Origin of the sequence: Nonomuraea fuscirosea, from assembly GCF_003001935.1 — a bacterium.
Lineage (GTDB): Bacteria > Actinomycetota > Actinomycetes > Streptosporangiales > Streptosporangiaceae > Nonomuraea > Nonomuraea fuscirosea.
In genome coordinates this window covers 458,734-473,289 of sequence record NZ_PVNG01000002.1, presented here as the reverse complement: position 1 = coordinate 473,289, position 14,556 = coordinate 458,734, and the positions used below count along the sequence as shown (strand labels likewise).

Annotated in this window: 14 protein-coding genes; 8 read left to right on the top strand and 6 right to left on the bottom strand. The window is 73.0% G+C overall.

What is annotated here, in order from left to right:
* Window positions 1–80: 80 nt before the first annotated feature.
* The gene (locus B0I32_RS05700; protein ID WP_245955619.1) at window positions 81–1,364 is read right to left on the bottom strand and encodes a molybdopterin molybdotransferase MoeA; all 1,284 of its coding nucleotides are present in this window, start codon (window positions 1,362–1,364) and stop codon (window positions 81–83) included.
* Between the two features lie 148 nt (window positions 1,365–1,512).
* On the opposite strand from B0I32_RS05700, the gene B0I32_RS05695 reads away from it, so the two are divergent.
* The gene (locus tag B0I32_RS05695) at window positions 1,513–2,490 is read left to right on the top strand and encodes a 2-dehydropantoate 2-reductase (protein WP_106235585.1); all 978 of its coding nucleotides are present in this window, start codon (window positions 1,513–1,515) and stop codon (window positions 2,488–2,490) included.
* A gap of 257 nt (window positions 2,491–2,747) precedes the next feature.
* On the opposite strand, the gene B0I32_RS05690 is transcribed toward B0I32_RS05695, so the two are convergent.
* Together B0I32_RS05690 and B0I32_RS05685 are read right to left on the bottom strand one after the other, a co-directional pair.
* On the bottom strand, window positions 2,748–3,608 hold the full coding sequence (locus B0I32_RS05690) for an alpha/beta fold hydrolase (RefSeq protein WP_106235583.1): 861 nt from the start codon (window positions 3,606–3,608) through the stop codon (window positions 2,748–2,750).
* Entirely contained in the window at window positions 3,608–4,252 is a 645-nt protein-coding gene (locus B0I32_RS05685) for a PadR family transcriptional regulator (protein WP_245955617.1), read from the bottom strand. The genes B0I32_RS05690 and B0I32_RS05685 overlap by 1 nt, the downstream gene beginning before the upstream one ends.
* A gap of 88 nt (window positions 4,253–4,340) precedes the next feature.
* Between B0I32_RS05685 and B0I32_RS05680 the strand changes: the two genes are divergently transcribed.
* The 5 genes from B0I32_RS05680 to B0I32_RS05660 all read left to right on the top strand — a co-directional run bounded on the left by B0I32_RS05680 (window position 4,341) and on the right by B0I32_RS05660 (window position 8,784).
* Window positions 4,341–5,648: an FG-GAP repeat domain-containing protein gene (locus B0I32_RS05680; RefSeq protein ID WP_106235579.1), complete on the top strand. Its 1,308-nt coding sequence runs from the start codon at window positions 4,341–4,343 to the stop codon at window positions 5,646–5,648.
* A gap of 181 nt (window positions 5,649–5,829) precedes the next feature.
* Window positions 5,830–6,750 (top strand): metal ABC transporter substrate-binding protein, encoded by a 921-nt coding sequence (locus B0I32_RS05675; RefSeq protein WP_181307043.1) that lies wholly within the window; start codon window positions 5,830–5,832, stop codon window positions 6,748–6,750.
* Window positions 6,747–7,526 (top strand): metal ABC transporter ATP-binding protein, encoded by a 780-nt coding sequence (locus B0I32_RS05670; protein ID WP_106236067.1) that lies wholly within the window; start codon window positions 6,747–6,749, stop codon window positions 7,524–7,526. The genes B0I32_RS05675 and B0I32_RS05670 overlap by 4 nt, the downstream gene beginning before the upstream one ends.
* Complete coding sequence (locus tag B0I32_RS05665) at window positions 7,526–8,398, top strand: metal ABC transporter permease (protein WP_106236066.1); 873 nt, start codon at window positions 7,526–7,528, stop codon at window positions 8,396–8,398. The genes B0I32_RS05670 and B0I32_RS05665 overlap by 1 nt, the downstream gene beginning before the upstream one ends.
* The gene (locus B0I32_RS05660; protein ID WP_106235577.1) at window positions 8,395–8,784 is read left to right on the top strand and encodes a Fur family transcriptional regulator; all 390 of its coding nucleotides are present in this window, start codon (window positions 8,395–8,397) and stop codon (window positions 8,782–8,784) included. The genes B0I32_RS05665 and B0I32_RS05660 overlap by 4 nt, the downstream gene beginning before the upstream one ends.
* Window positions 8,785–8,824: 40 nt before the next feature.
* Here the strand turns inward: B0I32_RS05660 and B0I32_RS05655 are convergent, their stop codons facing one another.
* Complete coding sequence (locus B0I32_RS05655) at window positions 8,825–9,748, bottom strand: DMT family transporter (protein ID WP_245955616.1); 924 nt, start codon at window positions 9,746–9,748, stop codon at window positions 8,825–8,827.
* 92 nt (window positions 9,749–9,840) lie between these two features.
* Between B0I32_RS05655 and B0I32_RS05650 the strand changes: the two genes are divergently transcribed.
* Window positions 9,841–10,368, top strand: a complete 528-nt coding sequence (locus B0I32_RS05650) for a CGNR zinc finger domain-containing protein (protein ID WP_326645539.1) — start codon at window positions 9,841–9,843, stop codon at window positions 10,366–10,368.
* A gap of 59 nt (window positions 10,369–10,427) precedes the next feature.
* Here the strand turns inward: B0I32_RS05650 and B0I32_RS05645 are convergent, their stop codons facing one another.
* Window positions 10,428–12,050: an ABC transporter permease gene (locus B0I32_RS05645; RefSeq protein WP_245955614.1), complete on the bottom strand. Its 1,623-nt coding sequence runs from the start codon at window positions 12,048–12,050 to the stop codon at window positions 10,428–10,430.
* A 262-nt stretch (window positions 12,051–12,312) separates the two neighbouring features.
* Window positions 12,313–13,416, bottom strand: a complete 1,104-nt coding sequence (locus tag B0I32_RS05640; protein WP_106235569.1) for a saccharopine dehydrogenase NADP-binding domain-containing protein — start codon at window positions 13,414–13,416, stop codon at window positions 12,313–12,315.
* Between the two features lie 147 nt (window positions 13,417–13,563).
* Between B0I32_RS05640 and B0I32_RS05635 the strand changes: the two genes are divergently transcribed.
* Window positions 13,564–14,553 (top strand): AraC family transcriptional regulator, encoded by a 990-nt coding sequence (locus B0I32_RS05635; protein WP_106235567.1) that lies wholly within the window; start codon window positions 13,564–13,566, stop codon window positions 14,551–14,553.
* The last annotated feature ends 3 nt before the right edge of the window (window positions 14,554–14,556 follow it).

The window sequence follows — 14,556 nt, the reverse complement described above, 5'->3', positions numbered from 1 at the left end:
CCGGCGACTGAACTGCCCACTGTCTTCCGCATACTGCATACCGTATGAACGCAATGGTTACCCCCTGGCGATGGGCCTGTCTAGACCCCAGGGGGCAACTCGATCAGCTCGACCCGCTCTCCCGCCCACCCCGGAGGCACCACCGCCAGCGCTCCGGCCAGGGCCGCTCCCCACAAAGAGCCCGGCCGATCATGCCCTGCGGGAATCGCGCCGACCTCGGATCTGAGCACCGGCACCAGCCGGGTGTCACGGGGGTGCGGGCGCACGACCCCGTGCAGCGGGCTCGTCTCGACGGCGGCGGGCGTCCCGGTCAGCTCGCGCAGGATCGGGGCGAGCAGCGTGAGCGCGGCGGCCAGGGCCGCGAACGGGTTGCCCGGCAGGCCCACCACGAGCCGGCCGTCGCGCAGGCGGGCCAGGAGCTGGGGATACCCGGGGCGTACGGCGACGCCGTCGACGAGCACGTCGGCGGCCAGACCGTCCAGCACGGCCCGCAGGTGGTCGGCGGGCCCTCGGGACGAGGCCCCGCACACGACGACGATCTCGGCCGCCCCCTCCGGGGGACGACCGTCCATGACAGCGGCCGGCTCGTGCGAGCGGCCGTCCGCGAGAGCGGCCCGCTCCGGCGAACGGCCGCCCTCCTCGGGGGCATGTTGCCACGCGGGGGCGGCCTCGCGCCAGCCCCCGGTGAGCGCGGCGCGCAGGGGGCCGGGGCCGTCGGGGAGGTGGTGCACGCCCGTCACGCGCCCGCCGGCCCACTCCACCAGACCCGGCAGGAACGGCCCGATGGCGTCCCTGACCCGGCCGGGGCCCGGCAGCCCGCGATCGACCACCTCGTCCCCCGTGACCAGCACGGCGACCCGCGGGCGGGGCCGTACCGGGAGCTCGTCGTGGCCGAGCGCGGCGGCCAGCCCGAGCGCCACCGGCGTCACCACCGCGCCCTCGGCCAGCACGACCGCCCCCTCGGGGACGTCCTCACCGCGCCGCCTGATGTGCCTGCCCTCCTCGGCCGGGCCGCGCACCTGCCCGCCGGTCGCGTCCGCCCGCTCGTACGGCAGCACCGACCCGGCGCCGGGCGGCACGGGAGCGCCGGTCGCGATCTCCACCGCCTCCCCCGCCCGCAGCGGCCGGTCGTGGGCCGCCCCGCCGGCGAGCACGCGCGCCACCACGCGCCACGGCCCAGGACCGGCCACGGCGTAGCCGTCCATCGCCGAGACGTCCGTTCCGGGCACCGCCACCAGCGCCGTCAGCGGCCCGGCCAACCGGCGTCCGAGCGCCTGCCGCAAGGGGACCGTCCCGGGCTTCCCCGGGCAGACCGCAGCCGCCGCGAGGGCCCGCGCGGCGGGCCAGGAGATCGCTTCCACCACTGGTCCATGCCACGCAACGGCCACGGGCACACTCCTTGACCCTCGTTTTTCCATACTGTATACCGAATGCACGGCGGGCCGCGATTCTGCGGCCCGTTCGCAAGTTACGGGCCCGTACTTGTCATCCGACGCGAGAACGGAGCGCAGCATGAAGGTCGCTGTTCTTGGCGCCGGCGCCATCGGCGCATACGTGGGCGCCGCCCTGCACAGGGCGGGAGTCGAGGTGCACCTCATCGCGAGAGGTCAGCACCTCGAAGCCATTCGTAGCGCAGGTGTGCGGGTGCTCACCCCCAGGGGCGATTTCATCGCCCATCCCCATGCCACCGACGACCCCACCCAGGTCGGTCCGGTGGACCACGTCTTCCTGGGCCTCAAGGCGAACAGCTACGCCTCCGCGGGCCCCATGATCGAGCCGCTCCTGCACGAGACCACGAGCATCATCGCCGCGCAGAACGGCATCCCGTGGTGGTACTTCCACGGACTCAAGGGCCCGTACGAGGGCTACCGCATCGAGAGCGTCGACCCCGGCGGAGCGGTGACCTCCGCCTTACCCCTCGACCGCGCGATCGGCTGCGTCGTGTACGCCGCCACCGAGATCGAGGAACCGGGCGTGATCCGTCACCTCGAAGGCACCCGCTTCTCCATCGGCGAGCCCAGCGGCGAGCCGACCGAGCGGTGCTCCGCCTTCAGCCAGGCCGCCATCGCGGGCGGGCTGAAGTGCCCGGTCGAGCGTGATCTCCGCCGGGACGTCTGGATCAAACTCATGGGCAACATCGCCTTCAATCCGATCAGCGCCCTCGCCAGGGCGACGATGGCCGGGATCTGCCGTCACGACGGCACCAGGGAACTGGTCGTGGCCATGATGACGGAGACCGTGGAGGTGGCCAGGCGGGTCGGCTGCGACCCGGGGATCTCCATCGAACGCCGCCTGCGGGGGGCCGAGAAGGCGGGCGAGCACAAAACGTCCACACTCCAGGACCTGGAGAAGGGCAAACCGCTGGAACTCGACGTGCTCCTGGCCGCGGTGGTCGAACTGGCCGACCTCACCGGGGCCGAGGTGCCGACGCTGCGCGCGATCCACGCGGTCAGCGACCTGCTCAACGAGAATGTTGTTCGTGCGGTCTGACTCGGTATACCGTAGCCCGTATACAGCCTTGCAATCCCTCCTGACCTGTCCATAGCCGCCTCCGCTGCCGGCAGCGCCACAACCCGCTGCCGGACCGGCCAGAACGTCACCCCGGGCACCGGCAACGGCTCTGCCGGCGCACGACCACCGGGGTGATGACGGGACGCCGCACGGCGCGCCTGGCCCCCAGCCGCCGTGCGGCGCGCCCTGGCTCCTTTGCCGTTGGGAACAGGGCCCCACCCTTGCACTGACTGATGTCACCGCAGAACGCGGCTCAGCTTGTCGGCGAAGGCGGCCGGATGCGTCAGGAAACCAGCATGGCCACCGGGGAAGACGGCGGCGGTGACACCGAGCCGCTCGGCCAGGGCGAGGCCTGTGTCGTGGGCGAACTGCCGCACCGAGTCCGTCCCGACCGCGATCGTCACCCGGGCCGAAAGCTCCGAGAGCACGGCCAGGTCCGGCAGGGAAGTGATCGAGCGCAGGACATGGGCGAGGAAGAATTCGGCGTTCTTCTGCTGGCGTACCACCTTCTCCCGCATCCGGGCCATCACCTCCCTCAACTCGGGCGGCGGCTCCTCGTCCATGACCGGCGGAGACCCGCCGAATCCGAGCCCCGCGGCGAAGGCCCTCATCGCGGGTCCGACGCCCTGGCGCCGGTAGAGCTCGTACGTCTGGTGTCCGAGCTCCCGCCGGGGGTCGGTGCCGGCCAGGAGCTCGGTGGCCGGCGGCTCGTGCGCGACCACTGCCCGTACCTGATCCGGGTGCTCGGCGAGCAGATCGAGTGCGACCAGGCCACCGGCGCTGCTGCCGAACACGTACGCCGGCCCGCTTCCCGTCGCGGCCAGCAGCCGGTACGCGTCGTCCGTAAGCATGGCGAGGGAGAGGTCGGCAGGCGGGCCGGTCAGGCTGCTGCTGGAGAAGCCGCGCCAATCGTAGGTCAGGACCGTGTACCGGTCGGCGAGCATCGGGACGATGCTGACGAAGTCGTAGGAGTCGGCGGGCGAGCCTGGGATCATGAGCAGCGCCGGGCCGGACCCGGTCCTCCGGTAGAACAGGCGCGCGCCCGGCACGTCGAGAAGGCCGCCGGCGGCATCCGATGCGGCGTCAGGATCGTTCATCAGCTGGTCGTCCTCTCATCAGGGGAACGCGCTTCGTCCGGCGGGAGGTCGAAGTCGGCCGCCACCCGGCGCCGCCACGGCTCGTCCCAGTCCAGACGCCTGTCCCGCAGGTCGGTCACGACCGACCGGACCCAGGCCAGTTCGGCAGTGAGCAGCGCCCTCCGGTACTCCTCATCCAGCAGGAACAACCGCGGCAAACCGTCGCTGGCGGCGAGCACGGCCTCGGTCTCGGCCAGGTCGGCGGCGAGCAGCTCGATCCGGCGCTCCAGCTGCCGCCGCGCGTCGTCGGGCGGCAGCGCCATGAGCATCGACACAGCCGCCACGAACTCGGGAAACGGGTCCCGGCCCAGGCTGAGCATCTGCCGCTGCCACTCCGTGGCCGTTTCCCGCCCGGCTTCGGTGATGGCGTACACGACCCGATCGGGATGGCTGCCGCCCGGCACCGTCTCCCGCACTGCGATCAGCCCGAGCCGCAGCAACCGCTCGACCACCTGGTACAGGCTCTGCCGCGCCCGTACATTGACCACCCGGTCCTTGCCGCGCTGCCGGATCAGCTGCTGCATCCGGTACGCGTGCATCGGCTCCTCCGCCAGCAATCCGAGCACGATCAGTCCCAGCGTCGAGCGCTGCCCTGTCGCCTTCATAGACATGACATTACTAGTAATAGGCCTACTAAGCCATATAGGTCAGATTTCATGCGGTACGTCCCGTGATGCGGCGTAGTGTGCGGCCATGGCGCGTAAGCTCGGCCTTCTGCTCATGGCGCTGGCGCTCACCGGCTGCAGCGCCACCGGCCCCGCGACCGGCCCCGCCGCCTCGCGGCCCACGCCGTCACCCGGCGCCTCCGCACCGGTCGCGGTCACCCCGGCCGCCTCGTCACCCCCGCGTACTCGCTGCTCGGGCAAGGCCGAGCCCGGCGACCTGAACGGCGACGGCTACGCCGACCTCGCCTTCATCTGGACGGGCCCGACAGGCGACGACCTGGAACAGGATCAGCTCGTGGTGGTGAATGGATCGATGCGCGGCCTCGAACCGGCCACCGCGCACATCGCCGGCCGGTGGAGCATGTCCGCCGAGACGGTCCCGCAACTCGCGGACCTCGACGGCGACGGCTGCGCCGACATCATCGTCCCCGACTCGTCCCTGTTGATCTACTGGGGCGGCCGGGGCACCCCCACCTTCATGCCGTACGGCCGCAGTTCCGGCCTGGCCGACCTCGACGGCGACGATGCGACCGACCTCATGGCGACGGAGTCGCGCGGCGACGACCCGCGGGCCCGCGTCTTCGCCTTCCTGCACGGCCCGTTCACCAGATCCGGCGAACCGGCGCGTAAGACGAGCCGCCCCGTTCCCGAAGGCGACTGGCCCGGCGCCCTGATCACCGATCCGCACGGGCCGGAAGCGGTCCTGTACGGGCCCGACGACGGCGGGCAGGCCGACGCCGGGCTGCTGAAAGACGGCGGATTCCGCAAGGTGGCCAGGGGCGGCGCGGCAGTTTTCGGCGACTTCGACGGCGACGGACGCCGTGACGTGGCCATCGGCGACAGCGGGGCGCGCGACGACGAACCCGGCATGCAGACCGAGGATCAGTCCGTCGAGAGCATCACCCGCGTCTTCTACGGCGGCGACCGCGAGCCGCAGGTGCTCAACGGCATCCGGGGAAGCCTGGCCGCCGGCGACCTGAACGGCGACGGCCTGGACGACCTCGTCTCCGGCGAGGTCGCCGGCGCGAGCGTCGTCATCACCGGCAAGGCCGAGGTCCTCTTCGGTTCCCCGCGAGGCCTGCACCGCACCGGGGTGTCCGTCACCCATCACGGCCCCACCCGGAGCCTCACCGGCAAGCGCCTCAAGGAGTGGCGGCTGGGCTCCGTGAAGACCTGGGCGGTGGCCGACTACGACGGCGACGGCAGGGACGAACTGCTTCGTGTCTGGCGCGGCGGCCAGGACTACGCCCGCTTCTGGCGGGTCGACGCCGAAGGCAGGACCCTGCAGGTCTTCGACCTGAGAGGCCGCCCCTCGGCTCGGCCCCGCCATGGCTGATCGGGAACCGCGTCCACGTACGGCCGCCGCCAGCCGTGGAGATGTGCGAGAAGCCGTCCGCGGAGAGCTCCATGACGCGCACGATCCACATCTCCCGCATCGACCTGGCGATCAGCCTGAACCAGGGCACCACAACAGGAGACTTTGACAACCGTTTTCATTTTGGCGCATACTGACTCCCATGATGTCAGGATTTTCCCGGTTGCGTGCTGGCGGTCTGCTGGCGGGGGCCGCGTTGTTCGCCACTGCCGCCTGCGGGGCCGGTGCCGCTGAGACCACCCCCGACGGCAAGCCCGAAGTGGTCGCCGCCTTCTACCCCTTGCAGTGGCTGAGCGAGCAGGTCGGGGGATCCGACGCGCAGGTGAGCGGGCTGACCCCGCCCGGTGTCGAGCCGCACGACGTGGAGCTGGGCATCCAGCAGGTCACCGAGCTCAAGAACGCCACGCTGGCCGTCTACGTCAAGGGCATCCAGCCGGCCGTGGACGAGGCCGTCGAGCCCGACACGAGTTTCGACGCCGCCACCGCCGTGGCGACCGTCCCGGCCGGTGAGCACGCGGAGGAGGGCGAGGAGGAGCACGGTCACGAGGAGCTCCCGTACGACCCGCACCTCTGGCTCGACCCCTCCCGCCTGGCCACCGTCGCCACCAAGCTGGGCGAGCGCCTGGCCACGGCCGACCCCGCGCACGCCCAGGGCTACAAGGAACGTGCCACGAAGACGGCCGCCGCCCTCGGCGCCCTCGACCAGGAGTTCACCAAGGGCCTGACCACGTGCACGAGCAGGACGCTGGTGACCGCGCACGAGGCGTTCGGCTACCTGGCCGACCGCTACCAGCTCAAGCAGGTCGGCATCACGCTCGACCCCGAGACCGAGCCCTCCCCCGCCCGCCTGTCCGAGGTCGCCAAGCTGGCCAAGGCCGAGGGCGTCACCACGATCTTCACCGAAGCCCTGGTCAGCCCGAAGGTGGCCGAGGTGCTCGCGAGCCAGGTCGGCGCCAAGACGGCCGTGCTGGACCCGCTGGAGAGCAAGCCCTCGGGCGACTACCTCTCCGCGATGCGCGATAACCTCAAAACCCTACAAACAGCACTGGGGTGTACGGCATGAACGAAACGGCCTTCGCGATGACCGACGGCCGGGTCTCCTTCGACGGCAAGTCCGTCCTGCGGGGAATCGACCTGACCGTCTGTCCCGGGGAGGTCGTCGCCCTGCTGGGCGCCAACGGCTCGGGCAAGTCCACGCTGGTGCGCACCCTGCTCGGCCTCACGCCGCTGACCGGCGGCAAGACCCTCGTGTACGGCACCCCGCCGGGCCGCTTCCGCGACTGGTGGCGCATCGGGTACGTGCCGCAGCGGCTCCAGGTCGGGGGCGGCGTGCCCGCGACCGTGCGCGAGGTGGTCGCCTCGGGCCGGATCGCCAGGCAGAGCCGGCTGCGCAGGACCAGCGCGGCCGACCGGGCGGCGGTGACCGGCGCGCTGGAGGCCGTCCGGCTGGCCGACCGGGCCGGTGACCCCGTCCAGTCGCTGTCAGGGGGGCAGCAGCAGCGGGTGCTCATCGCCCGCGCGCTGGCCGGCGAGCCGGACACGTACGTGATGGACGAACCCACCGCGGGCGTGGACGCCGAGACCCAGCAACTGCTCGCCGACACGCTCGCCGGGCTGGTGACCAGGGGCAAGACCGTGGTGCTCGTGGCGCACGAGCTGGGCCCGCTGGAGCCGATCATCACCCGCGGCGTGGTGATCCGCGAGGGCCGCGTCGCCCACGACGGCCGCCCGCCGCGCCCCGAGGGCGAGTGCGCCCGGCCGGGGCACGAGCATCAGCACCCGCACGCCGACGAGGCCGCCGCGGGCCCGCTCACCGGGTGGCAGGGGGAACCAAGGTGATCTTCGAACTTCTGCAGGAGCAGCTCTTCCAGCTCGCGCTGATCGCGGCGCTGCTGGTGGGGCTCTGCGCGCCCGCCGTGGGCACGTTCATCGTGCAGCGGCGCCTGGCGCTGCTCGGCGACGGCGTCGGGCACGTGGCGCTGACCGGCGTGGCGCTGGGCTTCCTGACCGGCACCGCGCCGGTGCTGACCGCCGTCCTCGTCTCCATCGCCGGCGCCGTGGCCATCGAACTGGTCAGGGCGCGCGGCAGGACCAGCGGTGACGTGGCGCTGGCGCTGCTGTTCTACGGGGGCATCGCGGGCGGCGTGATGCTCATGGCCGTCGCGCCCGGCGGCAGCAACGCGAAGCTGAACTCCTACCTGTTCGGCGCCATCGCCAGCGTCACCCCTCTGGACATCTGGATCGTGGCCGCGCTGGCCGTCACCGTGCTCGGGGTCGTCGCGATCTTCGGCAGGGAGCTGTTCGTGCTCTGCCAGGACGAGGAGATGGCCAGGGCCAGCGGCCTGCCGGTGCGTTTTCTGAGCCTGCTCATCGCGGTCACCGCCGCGCTCACCGTGGTCATCGCCATGCGGGTGGTCGGCCTGCTGCTGGTCAGCGCGCTGATGGTGATCCCGGTGGCGACGAGTCAGCAGCTCACGCGCGGGTTCCGGACCACGATGGGGCTGGCCATGCTGTTCGGCGTGCTGGCCTCCGTGGGCGGCCTGCTCGCCTCCACCTACTCCCCCAAGGTTCCTCCTGGCGCCGCGATCGTTCTTCTTGCGCTCGCCGGCTTCGTCCTGGCCCTCGGTGTCGGTAAATTCGTACGCCGAGGCCGTACCCAGGAGTCCACTTTGAGCGAGCGACCAAAGCTGCGCGTGGAGGAGGTCGCATGACGACGAGGCGCGACGCAGTGCACGACACCCTGCGCGGGAGCTCCGGCTTCCGCAGCGCGCAGGACGTCTACGCCGAGATGCGCCTGCACGGGGCGAAGATCGGGCTGACCACCGTCTACCGGGCGCTGCAGGCGCTGGCCGACGGAGGCAAGGTCGACGTGCTGCGCACCGACGAAGGCGAGTCCGTCTACCGGGCGTGCGCGACCGACGCCCATCACCACCACCTGGTGTGCCGCAAGTGCGGGCGCACGGTGGAGGTGGCCGGGCCGGCCGTGGAGCGCTGGGCGGAGATGGTGGGCAGCGAACACGGCTTCACCGAGATCACCCACACCGTCGAGGTCTTCGGCACCTGCTCGTCCTGCTCGACGCCGTCCAGGACCGTCTGAAGCCGCGCGCGTGGCGGCCGGGGACGACGCCGTGACCCGATCAGACGACCGGTGCGCGTTCCTCGGCCGCGGCCCGCTCCGCCGCCGACCGGACGAGGGCGGACTTCTGGCGGCGGGAGCCGTACAGGACGCCGAGCACGATCACCGCGCAGCCGGTCAGCTGCACCGGCGACGGCCGCTCCCCCAGCGCCAGCGCCGAGATCGCCACCGTCGTCATGGGCTGGATGAGCAGCAGCAGCGCGGTGAGCGCGGCGGGCTGGCGCGGCAGCGAGAACGTGATCAGCGACCAGCCGAGCAGCTGCGGCCCGAGCGCGAGCAGCAGCAGCCACCCGTGTCCCGGCCAGGTGGGCATCAGGTCGGCTCCGCCGAACAGCGGGCTGAGCGCGGCGATGGTGAGCGTGGCCACCACGGTCGCGTGCGCCAGCGGCCCCGCGCCCCGCTCGGACCCGCCCTTCATCAGCAGCAGGAACGCCGCGTACGCCACCGACGTCGCCACCCCCGCGAGCACCCCCATCATGGGATCGCTGCCGTAGGCGGCGCTGTCGAACATCCCGGAGATCAGCACGACCCCGGCGAACACCACCGGCGTGCCGACCATCAGCCGCGACGACGGCCGCTCGCCGAACACCGCCCACGCGGCGAACGCCACGATGAACACCTGCAAGTTGCCCAGCACGGTCGCCAGCCCCGCGCCCACGTAGTCGATCGCGTGATGCCAGAACAGCAGGTCGAGCGCGAACATCAGGCCCGCGAGCCAGGCCGCCACCATGCCCCTGCGCGGCAGCGGCCCGAGCCTGCGCCGCTCCAGCCAGGCCAGCAGCAGCATGGGCGGCACGGCGTACGCGCACCGGAACAGGGCGGACGTGGCCGGCGACACCTCGGACAGCCGCACCAGAGGAGCGGAGGTGGAGATGATGAGCGCACCGGCGACCGCGATCAGCACGATACGGCGATGTGCACTCACAGAAACCCCTACAACTACTGACAGGAGATACGCTGCGACCACGCTAGAACCCGGCGCGGACAGGAGTCAACATGCCGTTTGGCCATGACATGGTGCATTCTTTGGCCACCGTTGTCGAGCTGGTCAACACCTCGCCGTCCACCGGCGGCGACGAGGGCCTGCCGGGTCTGCCCGAGCTGGCGGCGTTCGTCGAGGCGCGCGAGGTCAGCGGCATCGGCGCGCTCACGGCCCGCGACCTGGGTCAGGTGCGGATCGTACGCGAGGCGTTCCACCGCGTCTTCACCGCCGCCGACCAGCCCACGGCCGTGCGCACGCTGAACGCGCTGCTGTCGGAGACGCGGATCACGCCCCGGCTGACCGAGCACGACGGGCATCCGCTGCACGTCCACTACCACGCGGCCGATGCGACGCTGGCGGAGCACCTGGCGGCCGACTGCGGGGTGGCGCTGGCCCATCTGCTGGTGGAGGGCGAGGTCGAGCGCCTGCGTACGTGCGCGGCCCCCGACTGCGACCGGGTGTTCGTGGACGAGTCGCGCAACCGGTCGCGGGTCTACTGCGACAGCCGCACGTGCGGCAACCGCATGCACGTGGCCGCCTACCGGGCCCGCCGCCGCGCCTGAGCGCGTCGGCGTGAGGGCGTCAGGGCGCGCCGACATGAGAGCGTCAGGGCACCAGGGCGTCAGCGGCCGAAGTCGCGGTGGCGCAGCGCGAGGAGGCCGGCCGAGGCGAGCAGCGCCGTGACCGCGAGCAGCCCCGTGGTGGGCACGACGGCGAACGGCAGCCCCGTCATCGCGTTGCCGACGAAGTGGAACGGCTCCACCGGCAGCCCGCCCCACACCCCGTACAGGGGACCGGCGACCTGACCCAGGACGGCGGTCAGGAACCACACGAGCCATGAGATCGCCGCACTCGCCCGGGGCAGCAGCCCGTACGCCAGCACGCAGACCGCCCCGACGCACCACGCCGCCGGCACGGTGCTCAGCGCCCCCGCCAGGAAGGCCGGCAGGTCGCTCGCCAGATCCCCGACGAGCACTGCGTAGACCGCGCCGAAGACGAGCCCGGCCACGGCCATGAGGGCCGCGGCGCCGAGCGCGGTCACCACGAGCTGGCCGGCCGCCCAGCGCAGCCGGGTCAGCGGCGTCGACTGCACGTTCTCCGCCCGGCCGCACAGCTCCTCCGCGCGCAGCCGCAGCGTCATGAGGACCGGGTAGAGGGCGACGGCGTAGGCGATGATCAGGATCAGGTACCACGAGTACGCGCCCAGCGCCTCGGGGCCGGACGCGATGCCGAGGGTGCGCCGGAGGTTGTCGACCACGACGCTCGGCCGCGCCAGCAGGTCGCGCGTCAGCGGGCTCAGCGCGCCGCCCGCCGCCGCGAAGACCGCCACGCCCGCCGCCCACTTCGCCAGCAGCCCCCTGTGCAGCCGCCAGGCCAGGCTGACCGGGCCGCGCAGCCCGGGGGCCGACTCGCGTCCCGGCCGCTCGGGCAGCAGGCCGGAGCCGAGGTCCCTGCGGCCGAGCAGCCGGTACGCGACCGCGTACAGGATCGCGGCGGCCGCGATCGACACCCCGAGCATCCACCACCGCTCCTCCTGGTACGGCCGCACCAGGTGGCTCCAGCCCACCGGCGAGAGGTACGCCGTCCACGACACCCCGGCCGCGTCGCCCGCGTAACGCAGCACGTAGGCGGCGGCGAGCGTGGCCAGCGCGGCGGCGGTGGCCGTGCGGGCGCCGCCGGCGACCTGGGCGGCCACCGCCCCGACGCCGCCGAACACCCAGCCGGCGACGGTGACGGCGGCCCCGTACGCGAGCGACCCGACGGGCTCCAGGCCGATCCCCGTCAGCACGGCGGCGGTCAGCACCCCGCCGAGCAGGCTCACCGCGCCCGAGACCAGCATCGCGGCGGTCAGGGGCGCGTACCTGCCGACCGCGCCCGACAGCACCAGCTCACTCCTGCCCGCGTCCTCCTCCGCGCGGGTGTGCCGGATGACGGACATCAGGGCGGCGAACGCGCTCGCCACGTAGAGGAAGCCGCCGCTGCGCCACGTGGCCAGCACCTCCAGCCGCGGTTCGACGGCACCGCCGCCGAGCCCGCGCAGGAAGGCGTTGGCGCCGATCACCTCGACGTAGGTGGCCTTGAGCTCGGGAGTGGCCATGTTGGTCCGGATGTACTCGACCATCACCAGAGCCAGGGCGATGAGCCCCAGAATCCACCAGGGCGCGATCCCCCTCTCCCGGCGCACCGCCAGCCGGACCAGGGCGGCGATGCCGGGCAACCGAGCGGCGCGCGATCCGTTCCCCACGACCAGCTCCTATCCACGGGTACAGCCGACTATTCGCTAGAACAGCAAGCTATACCCGCGTATAGCCGCACGACAATCCGGGGTCCCCGGCGTCATCCGGCGTTCGGACACCGAGCAGGACGGGCACCGCGCCAGGGGAAGACCGCACAGAGCGCGGACCAGGCACCGCGCCGGCCAGGCGCCAGGCGGACCAGGTGCCGGGCAGGCCACGAGCGCCGGACAGGTCAGGCGGGGGTGACCTGCCAGGTGACGCCGTGGGTGGTCAGGCGGGGGTGACCTGCCAGGTGACGCCGTGGGTGGTCAGTTGGTCGAGGAAGCCGGCCGGGTCGAAGGCCTGGGCGGGCGCGAGCGTACCGGCCGGGGCGCCGTCCTCGGCGAGACGACGGGCGCCCTCGACGGCGATCACGGCGGTCATCCCGTACGCGTCGGAGCCCGTCACCCAGCCTCGCGCCCGCCCGCCGCCGGTGCCGGTGGCCTCCGCCAGCATCAGCCAGCGCGAGGCGGCTCTGGCGGCTTCGTCCGGGATCTCGGGAACGCTGTCCACGACGTCCGGCGTCAGCGCCGCGAACAACGCCGCCACCTCGGCCCTGATCACGGTCCGCACCCGCCGCACCCGCACGTGCCGGGGCACGGTGACCGCCCCGGGCAACGCGAACGCCTCCACGTCCACGGGCCCCTCCTCGGTGTCGACCACCGAGGGCCCGCCACCGTCCACCACCCCACGCCGGGACATCTCCGGACCCGGCACGTCCTTCCCAAGCACCTCCCGCTCGGGCACCACCCGCTCGGGCACCACCCGCTCGGACGCTGCCCGCTCGGACACCGCCACCATCGAGCGGGCGGTTCCGCGGGACGCGACTCCCCGTCCGCGCAGGTCCGCGACCAGTATCTCGGCCACCTCCGGCACCAGGCCGGCGGCGGCCGACACCCGCTCGGCGACCAGGCGGGCGATCAGGTCGCCTGGAGCCCCGTCGTCGGTCATCGCGGGCACGACGGCCACCCCCGCCCGTACGGCCTCCTCGTGGAACCCGTCGAGCACCTCCCTGATGAAGCCCTCCTCCCCCGCCGTGTCCAGGTAGTGCGTGCGCGCCGCGAGCGCGGCCCGGACGACGGGCTGGCCCAGCACCGTGAACGGCCCCGCGCAGTTGATCACCGCCGCGCAGTCCGCGAACGCCGCCGCCAGCGCCTCCCCCTCCGCCAGCCCGGCGACCCTGACCTCGGCGTCCCACGCCCCCGCCGCGGCCGCGCTCCGGCGCAGCCGTTCCTCGTTCCGTCCGACCAGCACCGGCGTGAACCCGCGCCGGCGCACCTCCGCGACCGTGAGCCTTCCGGTGAACCCGCCGGCTCCGTGCACCGCGATCCGCATCGCGACAACCTCCTCCTGTCGGCGCCGCTCACGCTAGGAGGAAGCCCCATGAGGACGACATGTCCGCGGATCCGGCGGTCATGTCCATCCGTCCGGCGAACCCGGTCGCCGGGACGGCGTACGGACATGCCGGGATAGCGTACGGACATGGACGTGCTCAGCGACGCCGTCACCGCCATGCGCAACGGCCGCCCCCACGCCTCACGCACCCGCATGCACGGCTCCTGGGGCATCCGCTTCCCGCCGACGCCGGGAGCCGGGTTCCATGTGATCCTCCAGGGCTCCTGCCATCTGCTGCCCGTCGGCGGCGAGCCCGTACGCCTGGGCGTGGGCGACGTGGCGTTCCTGCCGCGCGAGCTCGGCCACGGGCTCGCGGACGCGCCCACGACCCGGCTGGTCGAGGCCGTCCCCCGCGACGAGGACGGCTCACCCATCGGCACGCTGCGCCGCGACGGCCCCGGGCCGGTGACGGAGATGCTCTGCGGCGCGTACCGGCTCGACCAGGTCAGGGTCCACCCGCTGCTGGCCGAGCTGCCCGACGTCATCCACATCCCGGCCAGGATCGGCCGCCACCCCTCGCTCAGGGGCGCGGTGGAGCTGCTCGGCCTCGAACTAGGCGCGAGCCCCGGACCCGGCTCCGACGCGGCCACGACGGCGCTGCTCGACGTCCTGCTGCTGTACATCCTGCGCGCCTGGTACGAGAGCCGGCCGCCCGACCAGGCCACCGGCTGGGGCGCGGCGCTGCGCGACCCGGCCGTCACGGCGGCGCTGCGGGCCATCCACCGGCATCCGGCCCGCCCCTGGACGGTCCGCTCGCTGGCCGAGCGCGCGGGGCTGTCGCGGACGGCGTTCGCGCAGCGGTTCGCGGGCAAGGTGGGGCTGACGCCGCTGGCGTACCTGACGTGGTGGCGCATGACCACGGCGGCCCGGCTGCTGCGCGGCACCGACCTGCCGCTGCGCTCGGTCGCCGAGCGCACGGGCTACGCCACGGAGTTCGCCTTCGCCAAGGCGTTCAAGCGCGAGTTCGGCACGGCCCCCGGCCGCTTCAGAGACGGGCTCGACGGCTCCCCGGCCGCAGCCGCCCACCCGGTCGCGGGCCCGGTCGCGGGCCCGGTCGCGGGCCCGGTCGCGGGTTGAACG

Bases quoted from the DNA above. Each gene is read 5' to 3' on its own strand.
- B0I32_RS05660 (WP_106235577.1), top strand. From the start codon at position 8,395: ATGACGACGAGGCGCGACGCAGTGCACGACACCCTGCGCGGGAGCTCC.
- B0I32_RS05640 (WP_106235569.1), bottom strand. From the start codon at position 13,416: ATGCGGATCGCGGTGCACGGAGCCGGCGGGTTCACCGGAAGGCTCACG.
- B0I32_RS05670 (WP_106236067.1), top strand. From the start codon at position 6,747: ATGAACGAAACGGCCTTCGCGATGACCGACGGCCGGGTCTCCTTCGAC.
- B0I32_RS05675 (WP_181307043.1), top strand. From the start codon at position 5,830: ATGATGTCAGGATTTTCCCGGTTGCGTGCTGGCGGTCTGCTGGCGGGG.
- B0I32_RS05680 (WP_106235579.1), top strand. From the start codon at position 4,341: ATGGCGCGTAAGCTCGGCCTTCTGCTCATGGCGCTGGCGCTCACCGGC.
- B0I32_RS05695 (WP_106235585.1), top strand. From the start codon at position 1,513: ATGAAGGTCGCTGTTCTTGGCGCCGGCGCCATCGGCGCATACGTGGGC.
- B0I32_RS05635 (WP_106235567.1), top strand. From the start codon at position 13,564: ATGGACGTGCTCAGCGACGCCGTCACCGCCATGCGCAACGGCCGCCCC.
- B0I32_RS05685 (WP_245955617.1), bottom strand. From the start codon at position 4,252: ATGAAGGCGACAGGGCAGCGCTCGACGCTGGGACTGATCGTGCTCGGA.
- B0I32_RS05690 (WP_106235583.1), bottom strand. From the start codon at position 3,608: ATGAACGATCCTGACGCCGCATCGGATGCCGCCGGCGGCCTTCTCGAC.